The 19,825-nt window shown below is 66.9% G+C and carries 14 protein-coding genes and 1 tRNA gene; 3 read left to right on the forward strand and 12 right to left on the reverse strand.

The annotated features are described in order from the left end of the window. Nucleotides 1-32: 32 nt before the first annotated feature. The 10 genes from OM977_RS12790 to OM977_RS12835 form a co-directional block, all read right to left on the reverse strand. On the reverse strand, nt 33-1,085 hold the full coding sequence (locus OM977_RS12790) for a 3-isopropylmalate dehydrogenase (RefSeq protein ID WP_264354322.1): 1,053 nt from the start codon (nt 1,083-1,085) through the stop codon (nt 33-35). A 79-nt stretch (nt 1,086-1,164) separates the two neighbouring features. Further along, nucleotides 1,165-2,724: a methionine--tRNA ligase gene (gene metG, locus OM977_RS12795; RefSeq protein WP_264354323.1), complete on the reverse strand. Its 1,560-nt coding sequence runs from the start codon at nt 2,722-2,724 to the stop codon at nt 1,165-1,167. Between the two features lie 9 nt (nt 2,725-2,733). Continuing rightward, nucleotides 2,734-3,501 (reverse strand): ABC transporter ATP-binding protein, encoded by a 768-nt coding sequence (locus OM977_RS12800; RefSeq protein ID WP_442960648.1) that lies wholly within the window; start codon nt 3,499-3,501, stop codon nt 2,734-2,736. Then, on the reverse strand, nt 3,498-6,287 hold the full coding sequence (locus OM977_RS12805; protein WP_264354324.1) for an ABC transporter permease: 2,790 nt from the start codon (nt 6,285-6,287) through the stop codon (nt 3,498-3,500). The genes OM977_RS12800 and OM977_RS12805 overlap by 4 nt, the downstream gene beginning before the upstream one ends. A gap of 206 nt (nt 6,288-6,493) precedes the next feature. Next, the gene (gene serA / locus OM977_RS12810; protein ID WP_264354325.1) at nt 6,494-8,089 is read right to left on the reverse strand and encodes a phosphoglycerate dehydrogenase; all 1,596 of its coding nucleotides are present in this window, start codon (nt 8,087-8,089) and stop codon (nt 6,494-6,496) included. A gap of 117 nt (nt 8,090-8,206) precedes the next feature. Beyond that, complete coding sequence (ilvC, locus tag OM977_RS12815; protein ID WP_264354326.1) at nt 8,207-9,232, reverse strand: ketol-acid reductoisomerase; 1,026 nt, start codon at nt 9,230-9,232, stop codon at nt 8,207-8,209. A gap of 61 nt (nt 9,233-9,293) precedes the next feature. Then, nucleotides 9,294-9,806, reverse strand: a complete 513-nt coding sequence (gene ilvN, locus OM977_RS12820) for an acetolactate synthase small subunit (RefSeq protein ID WP_264354327.1) — start codon at nt 9,804-9,806, stop codon at nt 9,294-9,296. Between the two features lie 2 nt (nt 9,807-9,808). After that, nucleotides 9,809-11,707: an acetolactate synthase large subunit gene (locus OM977_RS12825; protein ID WP_264354328.1), complete on the reverse strand. Its 1,899-nt coding sequence runs from the start codon at nt 11,705-11,707 to the stop codon at nt 9,809-9,811. Nucleotides 11,708-12,134: 427 nt separating this feature from the next. Further along, on the reverse strand, nt 12,135-13,856 hold the full coding sequence (gene ilvD / locus OM977_RS12830) for a dihydroxy-acid dehydratase (RefSeq protein ID WP_264354329.1): 1,722 nt from the start codon (nt 13,854-13,856) through the stop codon (nt 12,135-12,137). A 129-nt stretch (nt 13,857-13,985) separates the two neighbouring features. Next, nucleotides 13,986-14,924 carry a LysR family transcriptional regulator gene (locus OM977_RS12835; RefSeq protein WP_264354330.1) on the reverse strand — a complete coding sequence of 313 codons (939 nt, stop codon included), beginning with the start codon at nt 14,922-14,924 and terminating at the stop codon, nt 13,986-13,988. A 104-nt stretch (nt 14,925-15,028) separates the two neighbouring features. Between OM977_RS12835 and OM977_RS12840 the strand changes: the two genes are divergently transcribed. From OM977_RS12840 to OM977_RS12850, 3 genes are all read left to right on the forward strand, one after another. Next, a complete protein-coding gene (locus OM977_RS12840; RefSeq protein WP_264354331.1) occupies nt 15,029-16,018 on the forward strand; it encodes a sunset domain-containing protein in 990 nt (329 codons plus the stop codon). Nucleotides 16,019-16,070: 52 nt separating this feature from the next. After that, on the forward strand, nt 16,071-17,213 hold the full coding sequence (locus tag OM977_RS12845) for a PQQ-dependent sugar dehydrogenase (protein WP_264354332.1): 1,143 nt from the start codon (nt 16,071-16,073) through the stop codon (nt 17,211-17,213). 117 nt (nt 17,214-17,330) lie between these two features. After that, nucleotides 17,331-17,405: transfer RNA gene (locus OM977_RS12850), tRNA-Lys, on the forward strand. A gap of 156 nt (nt 17,406-17,561) precedes the next feature. Here the strand turns inward: OM977_RS12850 and OM977_RS12855 are convergent. Both OM977_RS12855 and OM977_RS12860 read right to left on the reverse strand, forming a co-directional pair. Beyond that, nucleotides 17,562-18,404 (reverse strand): hypothetical protein, encoded by an 843-nt coding sequence (locus OM977_RS12855; protein ID WP_264354333.1) that lies wholly within the window; start codon nt 18,402-18,404, stop codon nt 17,562-17,564. A 481-nt stretch (nt 18,405-18,885) separates the two neighbouring features. Then, entirely contained in the window at nt 18,886-19,650 is a 765-nt protein-coding gene (locus OM977_RS12860) for a hypothetical protein (protein ID WP_264354334.1), read from the reverse strand. Between the last annotated feature and the right edge of the window lie 175 nt (nt 19,651-19,825).

Below are 19,825 nucleotides of genomic sequence, written 5' to 3' on the forward strand. Positions count from 1 at the left end.
CGGGGGCTTCCGGCTGGGCCGGCCTGGAGCCGCTACAGGGCGGCGGCGATGGCGTCGCCGACGGCGCTGGTGCTGCGGAATCCGCCGTTCCGGCCCGCGACGTCGGCCACCACGGCCGCTTCGATCTTGCGGGCCGCGGCGGCGTGGCCGAGGTGGTCCAGCAGCAGGGCTGCGGACAGGATGGCTGCCGTGGGGTCGGCCTTCTGCTGCCCGGCGATGTCCGGTGCCGAACCGTGCACCGGTTCGAACATGGACGGCGCCGTGCGTTCCATGTTGATGTTGCCGGACGCGGCGAGGCCGATGCCTCCGGTCACGGCGGCGGCGAGGTCGGTGATGATGTCGCCGAAGAGGTTGTCCGTGACGATCACGTCAAAGCGGGCCGGGTCCGTGACCATAAAGATCGTGGCGGCGTCGATGTGCAGGTAGTCATGGCTGACCTCGGGAAATTCCTCGGCCACGGACTCCACGGTGCGCTTCCAGAGGTGCCCGGCGAACACCAGCACATTGTGCTTGTGCACGAGGGTCAGTTTCTTGCGCGGCCGGTCGTTGGCCCGGCGGAAGGCGTCCCGGACCACGCGCTCCACGCCGTGGGCGGTGTTCAGCGAGACCTCGGTGGCCACCTCGTGCGGGGTGCCGGCCCGCAGGGTGCCGCCGTTGCCGACGTAGGGTCCTTCGGTGCCTTCGCGGACCACGATGAAGTCGATCTCTCCGGGGTTGGCGAGCGGACTGGCGACGCCCGGGTACAGGCGCGAGGGCCGGAGGTTGACGAAGTGGTCCAGGCTGAACCGCAGCTTCAGGAGCAGTTCGCGCTCGATGATGCCGGACGGGATCCGGGTATCGCCGGGGGCCGCCCCCACTGCGCCGAACAGAATGGCGTCGCGGGTGCGGAGGTCCGCAAGGGTCTCCGCCGGCAGCGTCTCCCCCGTTTCGAGCCAGTGCTGTGCGCCAAGCTTGTAATGGGTCTGCTGCAGCACGATCCCCTCGGCCGCGGCCGCCTTCTCAAGGACCTTGAGGGCTTCGGCCGTAACCTCGGGGCCGATGCCGTCGCCGGGAATAACGGCCAGATCAATCGTGGATGCGCTCATGTTTTCAGCGTAGCCAAGACATCCACATGCTGGTCAAGTCGTCTCATTATCCGAACACCCCTCAGCGCCCCCGCGCGCATCAGGCCTCGGCGGGTTCCTCGTACTTGGGGAAGACCGGGGCGGGTGCGGGCAGGGCCGTGCCGGCCGCGATCGGTTCGGCGATGGCGGCAAACCCGCGAGCGTCCCCCTCCGGCTGGCCAAGGGTGTGCAGGATCGCCGCCGCCGCCGTCGGCATCACCGGCTGGGCGAGGATCGCGACGATCCGGAGGACCTCGAGGGTGACGTAGAGGACCGTGTTCATGCGTTCGACGTCGGTCTTCCGCAGCACCCACGGGGCCTGCTCGGCGAAGTAAGCGTTGGTGTCGCCGAGGACGCCCCAGATCGCCTCGAGGGCGCGGCTGAACTCCTGCTTCTCGAACGCGGCCCGGGAGATGTCCAGCAGCCCGTTGGCCTGGCCCAGCAGCGCGGCGTCCTCGGCGGTGAACCCGGCCGGCACGGGGACGCGGCCCTCGCAGTTTTTGGCCACCATGGACAGCGAACGCTGGGCGAGGTTGCCGAAGTTGTTGGCGAGGTCGGCGTTCATCCGGCCCACGATTGCGTCGTGGCTGTAGGAACCGTCGGCGCCGAAGGGGACCTCGCGGAGCAGGAAGAAGCGGACCTGGTCCAGGCCGTACTGGGCAACCCAGTCAGCCGGTGCCACCACGTTGCCCAGCGATTTGGACATCTTGACGCCCTGGTTGTGCAGGAAGCCGTGGATCATGACGCGCCTGGGCAGTTCCAGCCCGGCGGACATCAGGAAGGCGGGCCAGTACACCGCGTGGAAGCGCGAGATGTCCTTGCCGATCACATGCACGTCGGCCGGCCAGTACTTCCGGAAGGCCTCGGATCCGGTGTCGGGGAAGCCGACGCCGGTCAGGTAGTTGGTCAGCGCGTCCACCCAGACGTACATGACGTGGTCCGGGTTGCCGGGGACCGGGACGCCCCATTTGAAGGAGGTGCGGCTGATGGACAGGTCCTCCAGGCCGCCCTTGACGAAGCTGACGACCTCGTTGAAGCGGTTGTGCGGCGCACCGAAGTCCGGGTTGTCGGCGTAGTGCGCCAGCAGCCGGTCCTGGTAGGCGGCAAGCTTGAAGAAATAGCTTTCCTCTTCGGTCCAGGTGACCTCGGTGCCGGTTTCGGACGCGTAGCGCAGCCCGTCGGCCTGCACCTCGGTCTCGTCCTCGACGAAGTACCGCTCGTCCCGGACCGAGTACCAGCCGGCGTACTTGGACAGGTAGATGTCGCCGTTGGCTTCCATCCGCTCCCAGAGCGCCTTGGCGGCCTCGTAGTGGTCCCGGTCGGTGGTGCGGATGAAGCGGCTCAGCGAAATGCCCAGGTCATCGCTCATCTGGCGGAACGCGGCCGAGTTGCGGTCGGCGAGGTCCTTGACCGGAATGCCTTCCTTCTCCGCCGTCTGCTGCATCTTGAGGCCGTGCTCGTCCGTGCCCGTCATGAAGAAGACGTCATAGCCGTCCAGCCGCTTGAAGCGCGCCATCGCATCCGTCGCAATGACCTCGTAGGCGTGGCCGATGTGCGGCACGCCGTTGGGGTAGCTGATGGCCGTGGTGATGTAGAACGGGGTCTTTTCGGTTGAAGTCACTGTTTAAACCTAGATCAGTTCCGTCAAGGTATCGCTCTGGCGGACAAGTTCGTGGTCATGTGAAGCCACGAGCACGGCAATGCCGTCCGAGGTGGTGTCCTTGAGGATGCTGATGATGCGGTTGGCCGCGGAGCGGTCCAGGCTGGCCGTCGGTTCGTCCACCACGAGCACGCGGGTGCCCAGGATCAGCGCCCGGGCGATCGCCACGCGCTGGCGCTCACCGCCGGAGAGCTGCGCCGGGCGGTGGCGCATCCGCCGGCCCAGTCCCACGAGGTCCAGCAGGTCCTTGGCCATGTCGCGGCGCTTGTCCACTTCGCCGTCGGGAACGGCCGGGAGCAGGACGTTCTCCAGGGCGCTCATCCCGTCAATCAGGGCACCGCCCTGGTCGACGTAACCGATCAGGGCCCGACGGCGGTCGGCGATCTCGTCGTCGCCCATGCTTTCGAGCGAGTCACCTTCCCAGAAGACCCGGCCCGACGTCGGCAGGGTCAGGCCCGCGCCGACGGTCAGGATGCTGGTCTTGCCTGAGCCGCTGCGGCCGGCAATGCAGTGCATCTCACCGGCATGCAGCGTCATGTTGAAGTCGTCCACCACGTTGACGGCTTCGGCCCCGCCCTTGCCGCCACCGTAGTGGATGGTGATGTTGCTCAGTTCCAACGGCGTGGCGTGGTCTGCTGCCTTCACGATCGTGTTGGCGCGGGTCTGGTGGGCGCCCCGGCGGGTGCTCTCCGTCATTCGGTCGTGAGCCGCCCGGTCAAGGTTCAGATCGTTGTTCATCGGACCACTTTCGTTGCAATGGGAATCCAGCAGAGTACAGCCACGAGCCCGGCGACAGCGGCCCAGAGCGCGGCATAGGGGGCGAGGAGGAGCCCGACGCCGAGGGCGCCGACAACGCCCAGCGGCAGTGCGACCGCACCCACCATGGCGTTTTCGAAGAACCGGACCTGGCCGAGCATGTCGGGGTTCCAGCCCATCGCCTGCAGAGTGCCGAGGTACTGGCGCTTGGCCTGCAGCTCGAACCGGCCGGTGACCATGGTCAGCAGCAGTCCGACGGCCACGCCCGAGATTCCCAGGACGATGCTCGGCAGGGCGATGCTGGCCGCGGCCAGCCCGCTCAGCGCGCTGGCTCCGGCGGCGCGAGGGATGTCGATCAGCAGCGCTGTCAGTCCGCCGGCCGCCGCCCCGAAGACGCCGACCGCGACGGCCAGCGAGATCGAGTTGAACTTGTTGGTGCTCAGCTGCCGGTTGGCAAAGGTGAGCGGCGAGTCCACGGCGATGAGGCGTTCGTCGTGCTGCGGTTCCTGGTCGATGACCTCACGGTGCCGCAGCTGCTGGGCGGCGAAGAAAGCCGCTCCCACGTAGAGCGCCACGACAGAGGCCGAGACGATGGCTGTTGCCAGGTTCCAGCTGATCAGGCTGAGGACGGTGCCGGCGACGGCCAGCAGGGCCGCGCCCACGCCGAACTCGGCCAGCACCCAGGAACGGATCCTGCGCTGGGTCCAGCCCATGGCGCGGAGGATTCCGGCCTCGGTGCGGCGTTTGCGGACGTAGCTGACGGTCGAGGCACCGGTCAGAAGCGCCGCACCGCAGAGGGTGATGAACAGCAGGGTCAGGTTGGTGCCGGTCAGCGATCCGGACACGGCGTCGGCGGCGTCCTGGCGGACCCAGGACTGCTGCACGCTGCCGAGCGGGGACTCCTTGCCGGCGTCGTCCTTGGAATATCCGGGAACGAAGATGCTGGCGTCCTCGCGGGCGGAACCGGCGACGACGGTGGCCTGCAGGCCCATGTCACGGATTTCGTTGGCCAGCTTTTCGACCTCGGGCTGTGCCTCTTTCCAGCTGCCGGGCACCTTCGCCCGGACCCGCACCGCATCGATCACGTTGGCGTTCGCTTCGAAGCCGCGGGCGGCGGCCAGGCCGTAGTAGTCGGTGATGGCGCCGGCGGACTGGCTGGCCAGGCCGGTGGCGCTCAGGGACGGCTTGAGTTCGATGTTCTGCACGTCCTTGCCCGCGGCGTCCTTGGCCAGGGTGAACGGCGTCGGATCGTAGCCGCCCAGGGGCAGCCGGTTGACATCGCCGGCGGCCTCCTTGACCTGGTCCGCGTCGAAGGTGCCGTAGACCATGGCGAGTGGCGTGGCAAGCTTCTTGCCGGTCTCGAGGTTCTCCCGGTAGGACCGTTCGTCAACCGGTTCGCGCTGCGTCTGGTCGACGGCGTCGCCGTTGGCTGCCTTCTCCGGAAGACGGTTCACGGTGACCCATTCGCCCGGGTTGGCGGTCTTGTCCACGGCCCCGTTGCCGGCAGTATCGCCGTCGGTGTATTTGGGGGCGGAAGCGAAGTTGGTGCTCCAGGTGGCCGGGTTGTAGAGGCCCTGGCTGAAGCTGCCGGTGTCGCCCATCAGCTGCGTCAGGTCGGTTGAGCCCGGCCAGGCCAGCGAGAACGGGGATTTGGAGACGAACGGGAGGTAGTCCTTGTCCAGCGATCGGGTCACGGTGCCAACGTCCTTGGTGACGTTGCCGGACGCGTCGATCTCCTCGATCTTGACCGAGTACTTCAGGTCAAGCGTGGTGCCGGAGCGGACGATCAACGGGATGGCCTGGGAGTCGGCGGTCAGCTGGCCGCTGCGCTTCGCCTGCTGGTACTGGGTCATCAGCGGCGCCCAGTATTTGAGCTTGACGCCGAGGAAATCGGGGCCTTCCTTCAGTTCGTCCATGCCGATGCCGGTGGTGAAGAGGCTTTCGAAGTGGCGCCCGATTGCTCCCGCGTTGCGGGCGTCCGCCGGCGGGGCCTTTTCCAGCGGGGCCAGGAAGTCACCCGCGGTACCGAGCAGGGCGCGTTCGGAGACGGGGTCGACGGCGACGACGGATTCGGTCACCTGCGGCGCCTGCGGCAGCGATACCGAGAGGTTGAAGAGGTTGTGCTCGGATCCTCCGGCCGGGGCCGGGAACTTGATGCCGGTCTCCCCCGCCGGTCCCTCGATCCGGACGTTGCTGCCGCCTGCTACCTGCTCTTCGACGAGCTTGGCCTTGCCGAGGGAACCTTCGGCCATCGTCTTGAACAGTGTCTGCTCCGACTGCCCGTCCGAGCTGACGGCGCTGGCGGTCAGGCGGTACTTCTTGGCGGTGTCGGACAGGACCGACTCGGCGGCGGGCCACTTGCTCGGGTCTGTGGCGGTCGGATCTCCGGCGGTGCCGGCCAGTCCGGCGTTGAAGCCGAGGTAGTCGGTGGCTTCCAGGCGCGGGGACTCCAGGTTCTGGGTCACGCGTGAGACCAGGCTGATCGGGGCCGCCACGGACGTGCCGGACAGCTTGCGGATGGAGTCCAGCTGCTCGAAGCTGACGCCGCCCTGGCCGGTGGCGATTTCGGGCTGCATCAGCCCGCCGTTGTCATCGGCCTTGGCCTGGACGAGCACGTCGTAAAGGCCTCGGGAGTTCTGGTCAACCGTCCGGTTCAGCGCAGCCTGCGACTGCCCCTGGACGAGGACCGAAAGGCACATGGCCACGATCAAAATGGACGCGGTCAGCAGAAGCACTCGGCTTCTGATGAACCTCTGGACGGCGTTCATTGGGCTCCTGAAAGCTGGATTGCGTGCGCACACCGCAGTTCATTCCGTGCGGAATTGAAGGCGTCCCCTGCCGGGTGTGCAAAAAGTAAAGGCCGGACTGCCGGCCGGATCCGAAAAATCGGACCTAGCCATTGTACGCAGACCGGCCATGCCTTCGCGGACGCCGGTGGCGGTCCAACCCGCCGCCGGCGCCCGAACGGAGGACCTCAGTCCTCGAGATCGACCTCGCGCACCATGTCAGCGCCGATTCCGGCCTTGATCGCGTCAAGGACCTGCTGCGGAACGGAGCTGTCGATGGTCAGGAGGGCCAGCACCTGGCCGCCTTCCGTCTGGCGGGCAACCTGCATGCCGGCGATGTTGATGTTGTTCATGCCGAGGATGTGGCCGATGGTGCCGATCACGCCGGGGCGGTCGGTGTAGGCGACCACCACGAGGTGTTCGCTGATCGGGATTTCCACCTCGTAGCCGTTGACGCCGACCAGTTTCTGGATCTGCTTGGGCCCGGTCAGGGTACCGGCCACGGAGATCTGGCTGCCGTCGCTGAGGGCGCCGCGCAGCGTCAGGACGTTGCGGTAGGACTCCGTGTCCGGCGTCGTGATGAGGCGGACGTTGATCCCGCGCTGTTCGGCGATCACCGGGGCGTTGACGTAGGAGACCTGCTCCGTCACCACATCGGCGAAGATGCCCTTGAGAGCGGCGAGTTCGAGCACCTTGACGTCGAGCGAGGAGATTTCGCCGGCGACCTCGACGTCGAACTGGGTGAGCGAGGCGTGGGTCAGGGCCGTGAAAATGCGGCCCAGCTTCTCGATCAACGGGATACCGGGGCGGACGTCCGGGGCGATGACACCGCCGGCGACGTTGACGGCGTCGGGCACCAGTTCGCCGGCCAGGGCCAGGCGCACGGACTTGGCCACCGAGACGCCGGCCTTCTCCTGCGCCTCGTCGGTGGAGGCGCCGAGGTGCGGGGTCACCACGACGTTGTCCATCTTGAAGAACGGCAGGTCGGTGCTGGGCTCCTTGACGAAGACGTCGACGCCGGCTCCGGCGATGTCGCCGGCTTCAAGGGCCGCGTAGAGGGCTTCCTCGTCGACGAGGCCGCCGCGGGCGACGTTGACGACGTAGGCCGTGTCCTTCATTTTCTTGAAGGCGTCGGCGCCGAGCATGCCGACGGTCTCCGGCGTCTTGGGCATGTGGATGGTGATGAAGTCCGACTGCGCGAGCAGTTCGTCCAGGGTCACCAGCTGCACGCCGAGCTGTGCGGCGCGGGCGGAGGTGATGTAGGGGTCGTACGCGAGGATCTTGGTGTCAAAGCCCTTCAGGCGGGCGGCGACGAGGGCGCCGATCCGGCCCAGGCCGATGATGCCGACCTTCTTCTCGAACAGTTCGATGCCGGTGTACTTGGAGCGCTTCCATTCGCCGTCCTTGAGGGCGGCGCTGGCCTGCGGGATGTGCCGGGCGAGGCTGAGGATGTGGCCGACGGTGAGTTCGGCGGCGGAGACGATGTTGGAGGTCGGCGCGTTGACCACCATGACGCCGGCCTGGGTGGCGGCCTTGATGTCGACGTTGTCGAGCCCGACGCCGGCGCGGGCGATGACCTTGAGGTTTTTGGCGGCGGCGATGGCCTCGGCGTCCAGCTGGGTGGCGGAGCGGACGAGGATCGCATCGACGTCGGCGATCGCAGAGAGCAGCTGGGAACGGTCGGCGCCGTCGGTCTGCCGGATTTCGAAGTCCGGGCCAAGGGCCTCGATCGTGGCGGGCGAAAGTTCCTCAGCGAGGAGTACTACAGGTTTGGTGCTTGTCACCGGTGACCTCTTTAACTCTCTTGTATAACAGGCAGGGATTTTGGTGAAACGTCTGGTGCAGAAACGCAGGGAAGCCGGACCCCAGGTATGGTGTCCGGCTTCCCTGCCGGTCGGTGCCTAGCGGGCCACTGAGCCTTCGGTGTAGTCGTCTTCGTTCTTGATCCAGGAGAACAGCTTCCGCAGCTCGCGGCCGGTGGCCTCGATCGGGTGGTCTTCACCCTTCTGGCGGAGAGCCTTGAACTCGGGGGCGCCGGCGTCCTGGTCCTCGATGAAGCGCTTGGCGAAGGTGCCGTCCTGGATGTCCTTGAGGACGGCCTTCATGTTTTCCTTCACCTCGGGGGTGATGACGCGCGGGCCGGAGACGTAGTCGCCGTACTCGGCGGTGTCCGAGACGGACCAGCGCTGCTTGGCGATGCCGCCTTCGACCATGAGGTCGACGATGAGCTTGAGCTCGTGCAGCACCTCGAAGTAGGCAACCTCGGGCTTGTAGCCGGCCTCGGTGAGGGTCTCGAAGCCGTACTGGATCAGCTGCGAGGCGCCGCCGCAAAGGACTGCCTGCTCGCCGAAGAGGTCGGTTTCGGTTTCTTCGGTGAACGTGGTCTCGATGACGCCCGCACGGGTGCCGCCGATGGCCTTGGCGTAGGACAGGGCCAGTTCCTTGGCCTTGCCGGACGGGTTCTGCTCGACGGCGATCAGATCCGGAACGCCGCGGCCGGCTTCGAACTCGCGGCGGACAATGTGGCCCGGGCCCTTGGGGGCAACAAGGGCGACGTCGACGTCGGCCGGGGGCTGGATGTAGCCGTAGCGGATGTTGAAGCCGTGTCCGAAGAACAGGGCGTCGCCGGGCTGCAGGTTCGGGGCGATGTCCTCGGCGTACACGTGGCGCTGGACCTGGTCCGGGGTGAGGACCATGATGAGGTCGGCTTCGGCGACGGCGGCGGCGACGTCGAGGACGCGCAGGCCCTCGGCCTCGGCCTTGGCGCGGGACTTCGAGTCGGCCTTGAGGCCGACGCGGACGTCAACACCGGAATCGCGCAGGCTGAGGGCGTGGGCGTGGCCCTGGGAGCCGTAACCGATGACGGCGACGGTGCGGCCCTGGATGATCGACAGGTCGGCGTCGTCGTCGTAGAACATTTCAGTCACTGGGGTGTCTCCTTTGAAGTGGATTCTTGTGTTGGTTTGTCTGGAGGTGGTGCGTGATGCCCTACGCGCTGCGCAGGGCCCTGTCACTCATGGAGCGGGATCCCCGCCCGACGGCCAAGGTGCCGGACTGCACGATTTCGCGGATGCCGAACGGCTCAAGCACTGAGAGAAGTGCCGTGAGCTTTTCGGGGTGGCCCGTTGCCTCAATGACGACCGACTCTGTGGAGACGTCGACCACTGAAGCGCGGAACAGGTCTGCAGCCTGGGTAACCTGCAGGCGTGTTGCGGCATCCGCACGTACCTTGACCAGGATGTGGTCGCGCTGTACGGAAGATTCTGGGGTGAGCTCAACGATCTTGATCACGTTGATCAGCTTGTTCAGCTGCTTCGTGACCTGCTCGATCAGCTCGCCGTCGGCGTCGACGACGACGGTCATCCGGGACATGCCCGGGACCTCCGTGGGGCCGACGGCCAGGGAATTGATGTTGAACGCGCGGCGGGCGAAGAGGCTGGCGACGCGGGTCAGTACACCGGGTTTGTCTTCGACCAGAACGGACAGTGTGTGGCGGGTCATGTTCAGTCCTCCTCTTCCCATTCCGGGGTCATGTTGCGGGCAACCTGGATCTGGTCGTTGCTGACTCCGGCGGGGACCATCGGCCACACCATGGAGTTGGGGCTCACGACGAAATCAATGACCACGGGGCGGTCGTTGATGGCCAGGGCCTTCTGGATGGTGGCGTCGATGTCCTCGTCGCGTTCGCAGCGGAACGCGGCGCAGCCGTAGGCGTCAGCGAGCTTGACGAAGTCCGGGATCCGGACGGTGTCGTGGCCGGTGTTGAGGTCCGTGTTGGAATACCGGCCCTCGTAGAACAGCGTCTGCCACTGCCGCACCATGCCCAGCGAGGAGTTGTTGATGATGGCGACCTTGATCGGGATCTTGTTGATCGCGCAGGTGGCCAGCTCCTGGTTGGTCATCTGGAAGCAGCCGTCACCGTCGATCGCCCAGACCACCCGGTCCGGGGCGCCGACCTTGGCGCCCATGGCCGCCGGAACGGCGTAGCCCATGGTGCCGGCTCCGCCGGAGTTGAGCCAGGCGTGCGGGCGTTCGTATTTGATGAACTGCGAAGCCCACATCTGGTGCTGGCCCACGCCCGCGACGTACACGCCTTCGGGGCCGGTGAGGGCGCCGATGCGTTCGATCACGCGCTGCGGGGCGCTGAGGCCGTCCTCGGGTTCCGTCCAGCCCAGCGGGTAGGTTTCCTTGAGATTGTTCAGGAAGGCCCACCAGGTGGTCAGGTCCGGGGTGCCGGAGGCCTCGAACTGAAGGCGCACGGCCTCGGTGAGTTCCGGGATGATCTCCTTGACCGAGCCCACGATCGGGACGTCGGCCGTGCGGTTCTTGGAGATTTCCGCCGGGTCGATGTCGGCGTGGATGACCTTGGCGTTCGGGGCAAAGGACTTCAGGATGCCGGTCACCCGGTCATCGAAGCGCGCTCCGAGAGTGATCAGCAGGTCGGACTGCTGCAGGGCCGTGACCGCCGAGACGGTGCCGTGCATGCCAGGCATGCCGACGTGCTGCGGGTGCGAGTCCGGGAAGACGCCGCGGGCCATCAGCGTGGTGACCACCGGAGCGCCGGAGAGCTCGGCAAGCTCGCGCAGTTCCGCGGCGGCGTGGGCCTTGACGACTCCGCCGCCCACGTACAGCACGGGCTTGCTGGCCGCCGCGATGAGCCGGGCGGCCTCGCGGACCTGCTTGCTGTGGCCGCGGAGCACCGGACGGTAGCCGGGGAGGTCGATCTTGGGCGGCCAGGAGAAGGTCATCTGCCCCTGCTGGGCGTCCTTGGCGACATCCACCAGCACGGGGCCCGGGCGGCCGGTCGAGGCAAGATGGAAGGCCTCGGCCATGACGTGCGGGATGTCGTTGGGGTCCGTGACCAGGAAGGAGTGCTTCGTGATCGGCATGGTGATGCCGACGATGTCCGCCTCCTGGAACGCGTCCGTGCCGATCACTCCGCTGGAGACCTGGCCGGTGATGGCCACGAGCGGCACGGAATCCATGTGGGCGTCCATGATGGCGGTAACGAGGTTGGTGGCACCCGGGCCCGAGGTGGCGATGCACACGCCCACCCGTCCGGTGACCATGGCGTAGCCTTGCGCGGCGTGGCCGGCTCCCTGTTCGTGACGGACCAGAACGTGGTTCATTCGGGAAGCCATCAAGGGGTCATAGGTGGGCAGGATCGCGCCACCGGGCAAACCAAAAATATCGTCCACGCCGAGTTCTTCGAGCGAGCGGACAATTGCTTGCGAGCCGGTCATCACCGTCGGGGGTACGACGTTGTTCGGCCCAAGGACAGGAGAGACGGCAGCAATGTCGACGGCGGCGTCAGCCGGACGTTCGACGCGATCCGGAGCCTTGGGGGCTCCAGCGGACTTCGTGGCCATCAGCGAGGGGCTGATCGGCGATCCTTTGCTCATCGGACTCTTCCTTTGGGGGATCTGCTGGGGTGATCTTCTGTGATCATGGGAATGCTGGTCTTACGTGGTGCGGGCGGTGCTGGTGGTGCGGAAATAAAAAAACCCCTCAGCCTGGCGGCTCTTCGAGGGGTTGCGCGTGACGGTTCGTTACCAGTCGGGCTATGGAGCCACGCGCTTGGTAAGGACGACGACGGCTGCATCTGCAGCAGCGCGGCTGGTAACGATCTCGGTCATGCGTTCAGTTTTCCCTCTTAGTGAGACGGGTGTCAACGAGCCCGGCCCGTGTCTCACTATCTGGACATCATTGTCCACCCACTGATCCTCTTAGCTCCCCGGAGCCCAAGCCGCTTAGGCGGCAGGGCTTAATAAGGGGGATTCCGAGGGCCCCTGCGGGCACGGCGCCCGCGCCGTGCCCGCAGGGTAGGAATCACCCGCAGTAGGCGCCGGTGGACGCGCTGTGGACGAGCTTGGCGTACTTGGCCAGCACACCCTTGGTGAACTTGGCCGGCAGCGGCTCCCAGCCCTCCTTGCGTCCTTCGAGCTCCGCCTCGTCGACCAGGAGGTCGAACGTGCGGGCCGCCATGTCGACGCGGATGCGGTCGCCGTCCTGGACGAAGGCGATGGGGCCGCCGTCGACCGCTTCGGGGGCGACGTGGCCGATGCACAGGCCGGTGGTTCCGCCGGAGAAGCGTCCGTCGGTCAGCAGCAGCACGTCCTTGCCGAGGCCCGCACCCTTGATGGCGCCGGTGATGGCAAGCATCTCGCGCATGCCGGGGCCGCCCTTGGGGCCTTCGTAGCGGATGACGACGACGTCGCCCTTGTGGATTTCGCCCCGGTCCAGCGCGTCGAGGGCGCCCTGTTCGCGTTCGAAGACACGTGCGCTGCCCTCGAAGACGTCGGCGTCGAAACCGGCGCTCTTCACGACGGCGCCCTCGGGCGCCATGCTGCCGTGCAGGATGGTGATGCCACCGGTCTTGTGGATCGGGTTGTCCAGCGCGCGCAGGATCTTGCCGTCCAGGTCCGGCGGGTTGATCGCGGACAGGTTCTCGGCGACGGTCTTGCCCGTCACGGTGAGGCAGTCCCCGTGCAGCAGGCCGGCGTCGAGCAGTGCCTTCATGATGACCGGAACGCCGCCGATCTTGTCGACGTCGGTCATGACGTAGCGGCCGAACGGCTTCAGGTCGCCCAGGTGCGGGATCTTGTCGCCGATCCGGTTGAAGTCATCCAGGGTCAGCTCGACCTCGGCCTCACGGGCGATGGCGAGCAGGTGGAGCACGGCGTTGGTGGAACCGCCGAAGGCCATGGTGACGGCGATGGCGTTTTCAAACGCCTTCTTTGTCATGATGTCGCGGGACGTGATGCCGAGGCGCAGCAGGTTGACGACGGCTTCGCCGGACTTTCGGGCGAACTCGTCGCGCCGGCGGTCCGCGGAGGGCGGGGCGGCCGAGCCCGGCAGGGACATGCCCATGGCCTCGCCGATGCAGGCCATGGTGTTGGCCGTGTACATGCCGCCGCAGGCGCCTTCGCCCGGGCAGATGGCGCGTTCGATGCGGTCAAGGTCGCCGAGGCTCATCTTGCCGGCGGCGCACGCGCCCACGGCCTCGAAGGCATCGATCAGGGTGACTTCCTTTTCGGAGCCGTCCTCGAGCTTGACCCAGCCGGGCATGATCGAGCCGGCGTAGAGGAAGACGCTGGCCAGGTCCAGCCGGGCCGCCGCCATCAGCATGCCGGGGAGCGATTTGTCGCAACCGGCCAGCAGCACGGAACCGTCGATCCGCTCGGCCTGCATCACGGTCTCAACGGAGTCGGCGATCACTTCACGGGAAACGAGGGAGAAGTGCATGCCCTCGTGGCCCATCGAGATGCCGTCGGAAACCGAGATGGTCCCGAACTGCATTGGGAATCCGCCGCCGGCGTGGACGCCTTCCTTGGCGCCCTGGGCGAGCCGGTTAAGGGAAAGGTTGCAGGGAGTGATTTCATTCCACGAACTGGCGACGCCGATCTGGGGTTTGGCGAAGTCGTCATCGCCCATGCCGACCGCCCGGAACATCCCGCGCGCCGGCGCGGCGTGGATTCCGTCGGTAACGACCCGGCTGCGGGGTTTGATGTCCGGTTTGGTGTCTGTCGCTGTTTGGGTTTCCTCACTCATGGCTCAAAGTCTAGGGCTCCCCCGGGGAGGGCAGCGACCCGGACGGGAGCATTAAGCCGAAAACCGGGAATATTTCGATCAAATAGTGGACTATCGTCTCGCCTGATGGAATGCGCCCCCGCCGGAGGGTCAGCTGAGGCGGGCTGCGCCCAGCAGTTCGGGGGCCTCCGCGACGGCCCGCGCCTCCGCCTTCAGCAGCGAGAGCACCTGCTGGATGGTGGTCCGGGCAGCGACGTCGGGGCGTGCCAGGGCCACGATGCTGCGGCTCGCCTTGACGCCGGCGAGCGGGCGGAGAACGAAGCCCCGGCCCTGGTTCTTCAGTGCGGTGTAGCGGGGCAGCAGGCTGAGCCCGTGGCCGGCGCTGACCAGCGCTTCCAGGACGCGCAGATCGGGGTAGAGCTGGGCGCGGACCGCCGGCGAATCAGCCTGCACCTCGATTTGCCGGAGGACCGTGTCGAAGGGGAAGCCCTCGGGCACGCCCATCCAGGGATAACCGATCACATCCTGGGCGCCGAGCGTGTCCTTGCCGGCGAGGACATGGCCCGCCGGCATGGCGACGTCGAGCGGTTCGTCCAGCAACGGCTCCACGACGAGGCCCAGCCGGGCGAAGACCTCCGGCCCGTCGACACTGTGGGCCAGGACGATGTCATAGTCGGCGGTGAGCGCCGCGAACCCGGCGACGTTCGGATCCTCGAAGTGGGCCTCGAAGTGCAGCCCGTCGATCGCCTTGACCCGGTGCAGCAGTCCGGGCAGGAACATCTCCGCGGCGCTGGGGAAGAAGGCGGCCTTGACGTGCGTCTGCCACCCCAGCCGGTAGGTGTCAATCGTGGACTCGGCGCGGGCCATGGCGGTGGACACCTCGGCTGCGGCCGCGGCCATGGCCAGCCCCGCCTCGGTCAGGCGCACTCTTCTGCCGGACTTCTCCACCAGAACAACGCCCAGTTCCTCCTGCAGGGTTTTGAGTTGCTGGGAGACGGCTGAGGGCGTCACATTCATGGCTTCTGCGGTGGCCCCGACGGTGCCGCGGTCGGCGAGCTCCCGGAGAATCCGCAGTCTCTTGAAATCCATGATGAGAGGCTACAGGGCGGGCGCCGGGAGGCTGGACAGCCGCCGCGGGGCGGACGTACCGTCAAGCAACGGCAACCTTGCCTTATGGACAGAAGGGCTCTGCTATGGATTGGATTATCTGGCTCATCGTCATCGTGGCGATTGTCGCCATCGTCTGGTGGCTGTTGAACCGAAACTCCCGTAGCGGAGCCGGCCCTTCGGACGCCAGGGCGGGGACGGAAACCGGGGCGGGGACCGTCGCCGGCACGGGGACGGACGCGGACGTGTCGCCGCTGGCACCGCCGAGCAGGGGAACCCACGACGGCGCGCTCTCCGGCGGTAGCGCCGCGGCGTCGGCCGCGGCTGCCGGGACCACCGGCATACCGTCCGCCGCAGGATTCGGCAACGCCGAGCCGGTGGCGCCCAGAACCACACCGGAGGAGCGGGGCACCGCCCCAGAGGAGCGGGGCGCCGCCCAGTCCCCGGCCGAGTGGGAAACCCAGTGGTCGGAAACCGCACCGGCCGAGCCGCACGCCGCCGCCCACCACGAACCCTCGCACGGAGCGCATGCCACTGAAGGCGGGCGCACGACACCGGCAGGGGCGGATGCTCCCGCGGCCGAAAACGCACCCGTGCATCATCGCGAATACACGGATACGCACGCCCCCACCCTTCCCGGCGCGGAATCCGCCGCTGCCGAGGCTGCGGTTCTGGAGGAAGAGGCTGCGGTTCTGGAGGAAGAGGCTGCGGCCCTCAAGGAAGAGACCGCTGCTCCCGCGGCACCCCGGGAACCCCGGGAACCCCGGGAACCCCTGACGGAGGCTGAAACGCTGCAGTCGGCGTCGTCGTCGGCCGTCACCGAGGGATTCGCGGCCCACACTACGGAGCCGTCCGGCCACCTCGCCCAGGACCAGCCCTACGGTGAGGGATCGGCGGCACCCGCGGCCGACGGCAGCGGTCCCGAGGGCTTTACCGTCAAGGGCAATGCCTCCTCGATGATCTATCACGACGAAAGCAGCCCGTCCTACGACGAGACCGTGGCCGAGGTCTGGTTCGTGTCAATAGCCCACGCGGAAGCTGCCGGTTTCCGGCCGCCCCGCCGCTCCCGGCTGTAGCGCCGGTACCCGGACCGGTGCGGGCCGCAGAGGCGGGGAAACAGAAACGACGATGGCTGCAAGGCACGTCTTGAGGGCACCGGCGGCCGCCGTTGCGATCCTCCTCTCTGCCGGCATTCTTTCCGCCTGCACCGCCGGCGGAGACAGCGGACCGCCGCCCTACGTCCCGGCAGCCAGCACACCGGCAGGCACGAGCCCTGCCGGCGACAGCCCGGCGCCTGCCCCCGCAGGTCCGCCGACCGTCGCCGCCCGGATCGACGCAGGGCTGCAGGTGCCATGGTCCACGGTGTTTCTGCCCGATGGCACGGCCATCATTTCCGAACGCGACAGCGCCCTGCTGAGAACCGTCAGCGCCGGTTCCGGCACGGCCGGGACGCTGGGCAAGGTGCCCGACGTCGTTCCCGGCGGCGAAGGTGGTCTGCTGGGACTGGCCCTCTCCCCGAACTTCGCCGCCGACCGCTACCTGTACGCCTACTTCACGGCTGCCCAGGACAACCGGATCGCGCGCCTGCGGGTAGACCAAAGCGGAAGCGGGATGCAGCTCGGCGCCGCCGAAGTCATCTTCACCGGGATCCCGAAAGCCTCCACGCACAACGGCGGCAGGATCCGCTTCGGCCCGGACGGGTACCTCTATGTGGGGACCGGCGATTCGCAACGCCGTGAGCAACCGCAGGATCCGAAGGCGCTGGGCGGCAAGATCCTGCGGCTCACCCCCGAGGGGCGTCCGGCGCCGGGAAACCCGTTCGGAGACAACCCTGTCTACAGCTTCGGGCACCGGAACGTCCAGGGACTGGCATGGGACAGTGCCGGCCGGCTCTGGTCCAGCGAATTCGGACCCACGGTCGACGACGAGCTCAACCTGATTCTGCCCGGCGGCAATTACGGCTGGCCCGAGGTTACCGGCGCTCCGGGCCGGACCGGTTTCCTCGACGCCAAGGTCGTCTGGCCGTCAACGGCAGACTCCTCCCCCAGCGGGCTGGAAATCGTCGGGAACACGGCGTACCTGGGCGCCCTCCGCGGGCAGCGTGTCTGGACCGTGCCGCTTCGCGGAGAATCCGCCGCCAACCCTGTGGGCTATTTCACACGGACCTATGGCCGGATCCGGGACGTTTCACTGGCTCCTGATGGCCGCTTGTGGGTTCTCAGCAACAACCAAAACCCTGATTTCGTGCTGGTTTTGGACCTCCCCGGCTGAGGCCAGGCCCGCCGCCCCCGCCGATTTCACACTCCACCAAATCTCGTGTAGAGTTTCATGTCGTTGCGGAGAACAACGAGGGAAACAAAAAGCCCCCGATGAACGAAAACAACAGCTGCACCTCTAGCTCAACTGGCAGAGCAATTGACTCTTAATCAATGGGTTCCGGGTTCGAGTCCCGGGGGTGCACCAACAGAAACCCCGTCTTCACAGGCTTAGCGGCCGGTGAAGGCGGGGTTTTGTTTTGCACCAATTTTGCCGAAGTGTGTGAATATCCCGGGCGTGTCAGGTGCGTCCGCACTGCTGGTGTGGGCTTGTAGTGGCCGGGCTGGCTCCAGCGGCTGCTCTCTAGGTTTCCAGTGGCGCCGGAGGCGTCAGGCCGGCGAAGGGTACAAGCCGCTCCTTAAACTTCTCCCGGTCCGCGTCCCGCAGGAGCCCGTTAGCGCCATAACTCAGGCTCAAAGTGTCCAGCTGCGAGTCAGGCCGGGAAGGATGGGCGAGGCGTTCCTTGAAGCGGCCCGTAATGTCCTTCGAAAGGTCCTGGAAGGTGAACGACAGCCACTGGCCGGCGGGCCCCTGAGCCATCCCGGACACGATCACCTGTGCCTTAGGCGTTGAGCCGCCAAGGTCGCTCACGCGCTGCTCATCAGTCCACTGGTCGAAGGTGTCGATGGCAGGCGCCGAGTACCCGTGCCTGGCGATGACCGTCCCGATGATTTCCAACGCGCGCTGCTTGTCCGCCCAGGCCCGGGGCACGCTGGTGCTCTGCGAGGGAGGAGCGTTCACGGCAGTCAGGAGTGATTTGCCTCCGAAGTAATTCTGGATCCGGTCGGCAAACGGGTCGACATCGTCCCGTCCATCCGTTGGCGGCGTCCATCCCAGCCCGAGCTCCGCCGTGAGGGCAGCCCTGACCGCCGCGATCATGTCCTGCCCGGCTGCGTACCCCACCTCGGGCGCGGGACCCTGGAGAACCTTTTGGGGATCGACTCCTGCGATGCCGGGATACTCGCGCCAGTACACGGTGCGCTCTCTTCCGTCGGCGTCTGTGACCACGGTGACCCGGCCAACGGCCTGGCCGGTCATGAAGTGCCCGACAGCGGCGGCGGGTACCGCGATGAGGGCGCCCACGATGATGACGATCGCCACGGTCCACCCTCTCCGGCCGGACCGCGTTCCGTAGTTCCTGGTCATTCGCTCCCCCAAGCTGTTCTTACCCCGAGGCTACAGTGCCACTGAAGGAAAGCGGACAGCGGCCTGCTGACCACGGACCGGCCCGACTTAGCGACCAGTGCCGTTATGGAAATGGGCGGGGACCTGCTGGTGCTCTCCACTCTGTGGATCGACCCGCAATTCCGCAGCCACAAGCTCGGGCACGCGATCTTGAAAACAATCCTCGGAACCGGCGGCAGGGCCACCACTGGTCATCCTGCAGGCAGCGCCCGCCCTCACCGACGCTGGGAGTTCCAGGCGATGCAGTCCGGTCAGTCCGTAGGGCTCCGCATGCCAGCCCGGATACGACCGAGGATGCGGGCACGGTGGGGCTTACCCCTGCCAGCAAGTCAGGGCTCCCCGCGTGATCGGGCGAAGGCCGGACTGCTTCACACGAGGACACGGCGCAGAGAAGGAGCGCCGCTGCTCCAGCCGTTCGGGCGGTTTGCCTCATGCCCGCATCCTACTTGTAGGTTAGGCTCAGCAGCATCGCCTTGAGCTGGGCGTACTGTTGGGTGCCCATCCAGGCCTTCGCTGCGTCGGGCGACTTGAAAGCCGGGGTCGGGACCCCTCGTTCGCCGACGATGACCGCACCAATCAGGACACCGTTGGGCAGGAGGACTTGGTTGGAGCCTGAGGAATCAATCGTGGCCAGGTATTCGCTGGCGTTCCGGACGTCCATGAAGTAGTAGGGCCCGCCGGTGCTTCCCGGGAACTCGTCATAGGCGAAGCCGAACTCCGTGGCTTCCCCGCTCATGTCGGTGACCCCAGGCACGGGTGCGTGGTCCAGGATGGTCCGCTTGGCCGGACCGGAGGCGCCGTCACCATACATACCGCTGAGGACCTGGGCCAGCTCCGTGCCGGATGCATCCGAGACGGTCGCATCGAACGAGGTCTTCTGGGCTTCGGCATTCAGCGCGGGGCCCGGCTTGACCTTCACGGTCCAGCCGGCCGGGTGGCTGAAGGAGACATGGCCGTCCGGGAACGTGAAGGTCTCCAGGCCAGCAGCTTTGGGCGTCTCGGGTGCGGGTGCGGCCGTCTCTGTCGCAGCCGGCACAGAAGCGGTCGTGGTTGCCGTGGCAGTCGGCGAGGGTTCCGCGGTCGCTGTCGCCGTCGGCGCCGTGGTAACGGGCTGGGTGGCTGCCTGCGGGGCGCCGCATGCGGTGCCGGCAAGCAGGATTCCGGTCAGTGTTGCGACAGCGAGAAGGTGGGTGGTGCGTGCTTTCAAGTTCTCCCCCAAATAAGAATGCAGGGGCGATTCACCCCCGGGTGGATGCTACCGCATCGGGACCTTCCTCCATCTGTCAAAAATGCGTAGATTGCGCAGGTCAGCTCTCCACGAACCTTGATTTTCGCTAGCTCCAGCGGCCATGGGACGACCCAGACAGGAAAGAGTCCGCTGA

This window comes from Pseudarthrobacter sp. MM222, from assembly GCF_947090775.1.
Taxonomy (GTDB): domain Bacteria; phylum Actinomycetota; class Actinomycetes; order Actinomycetales; family Micrococcaceae; genus Arthrobacter.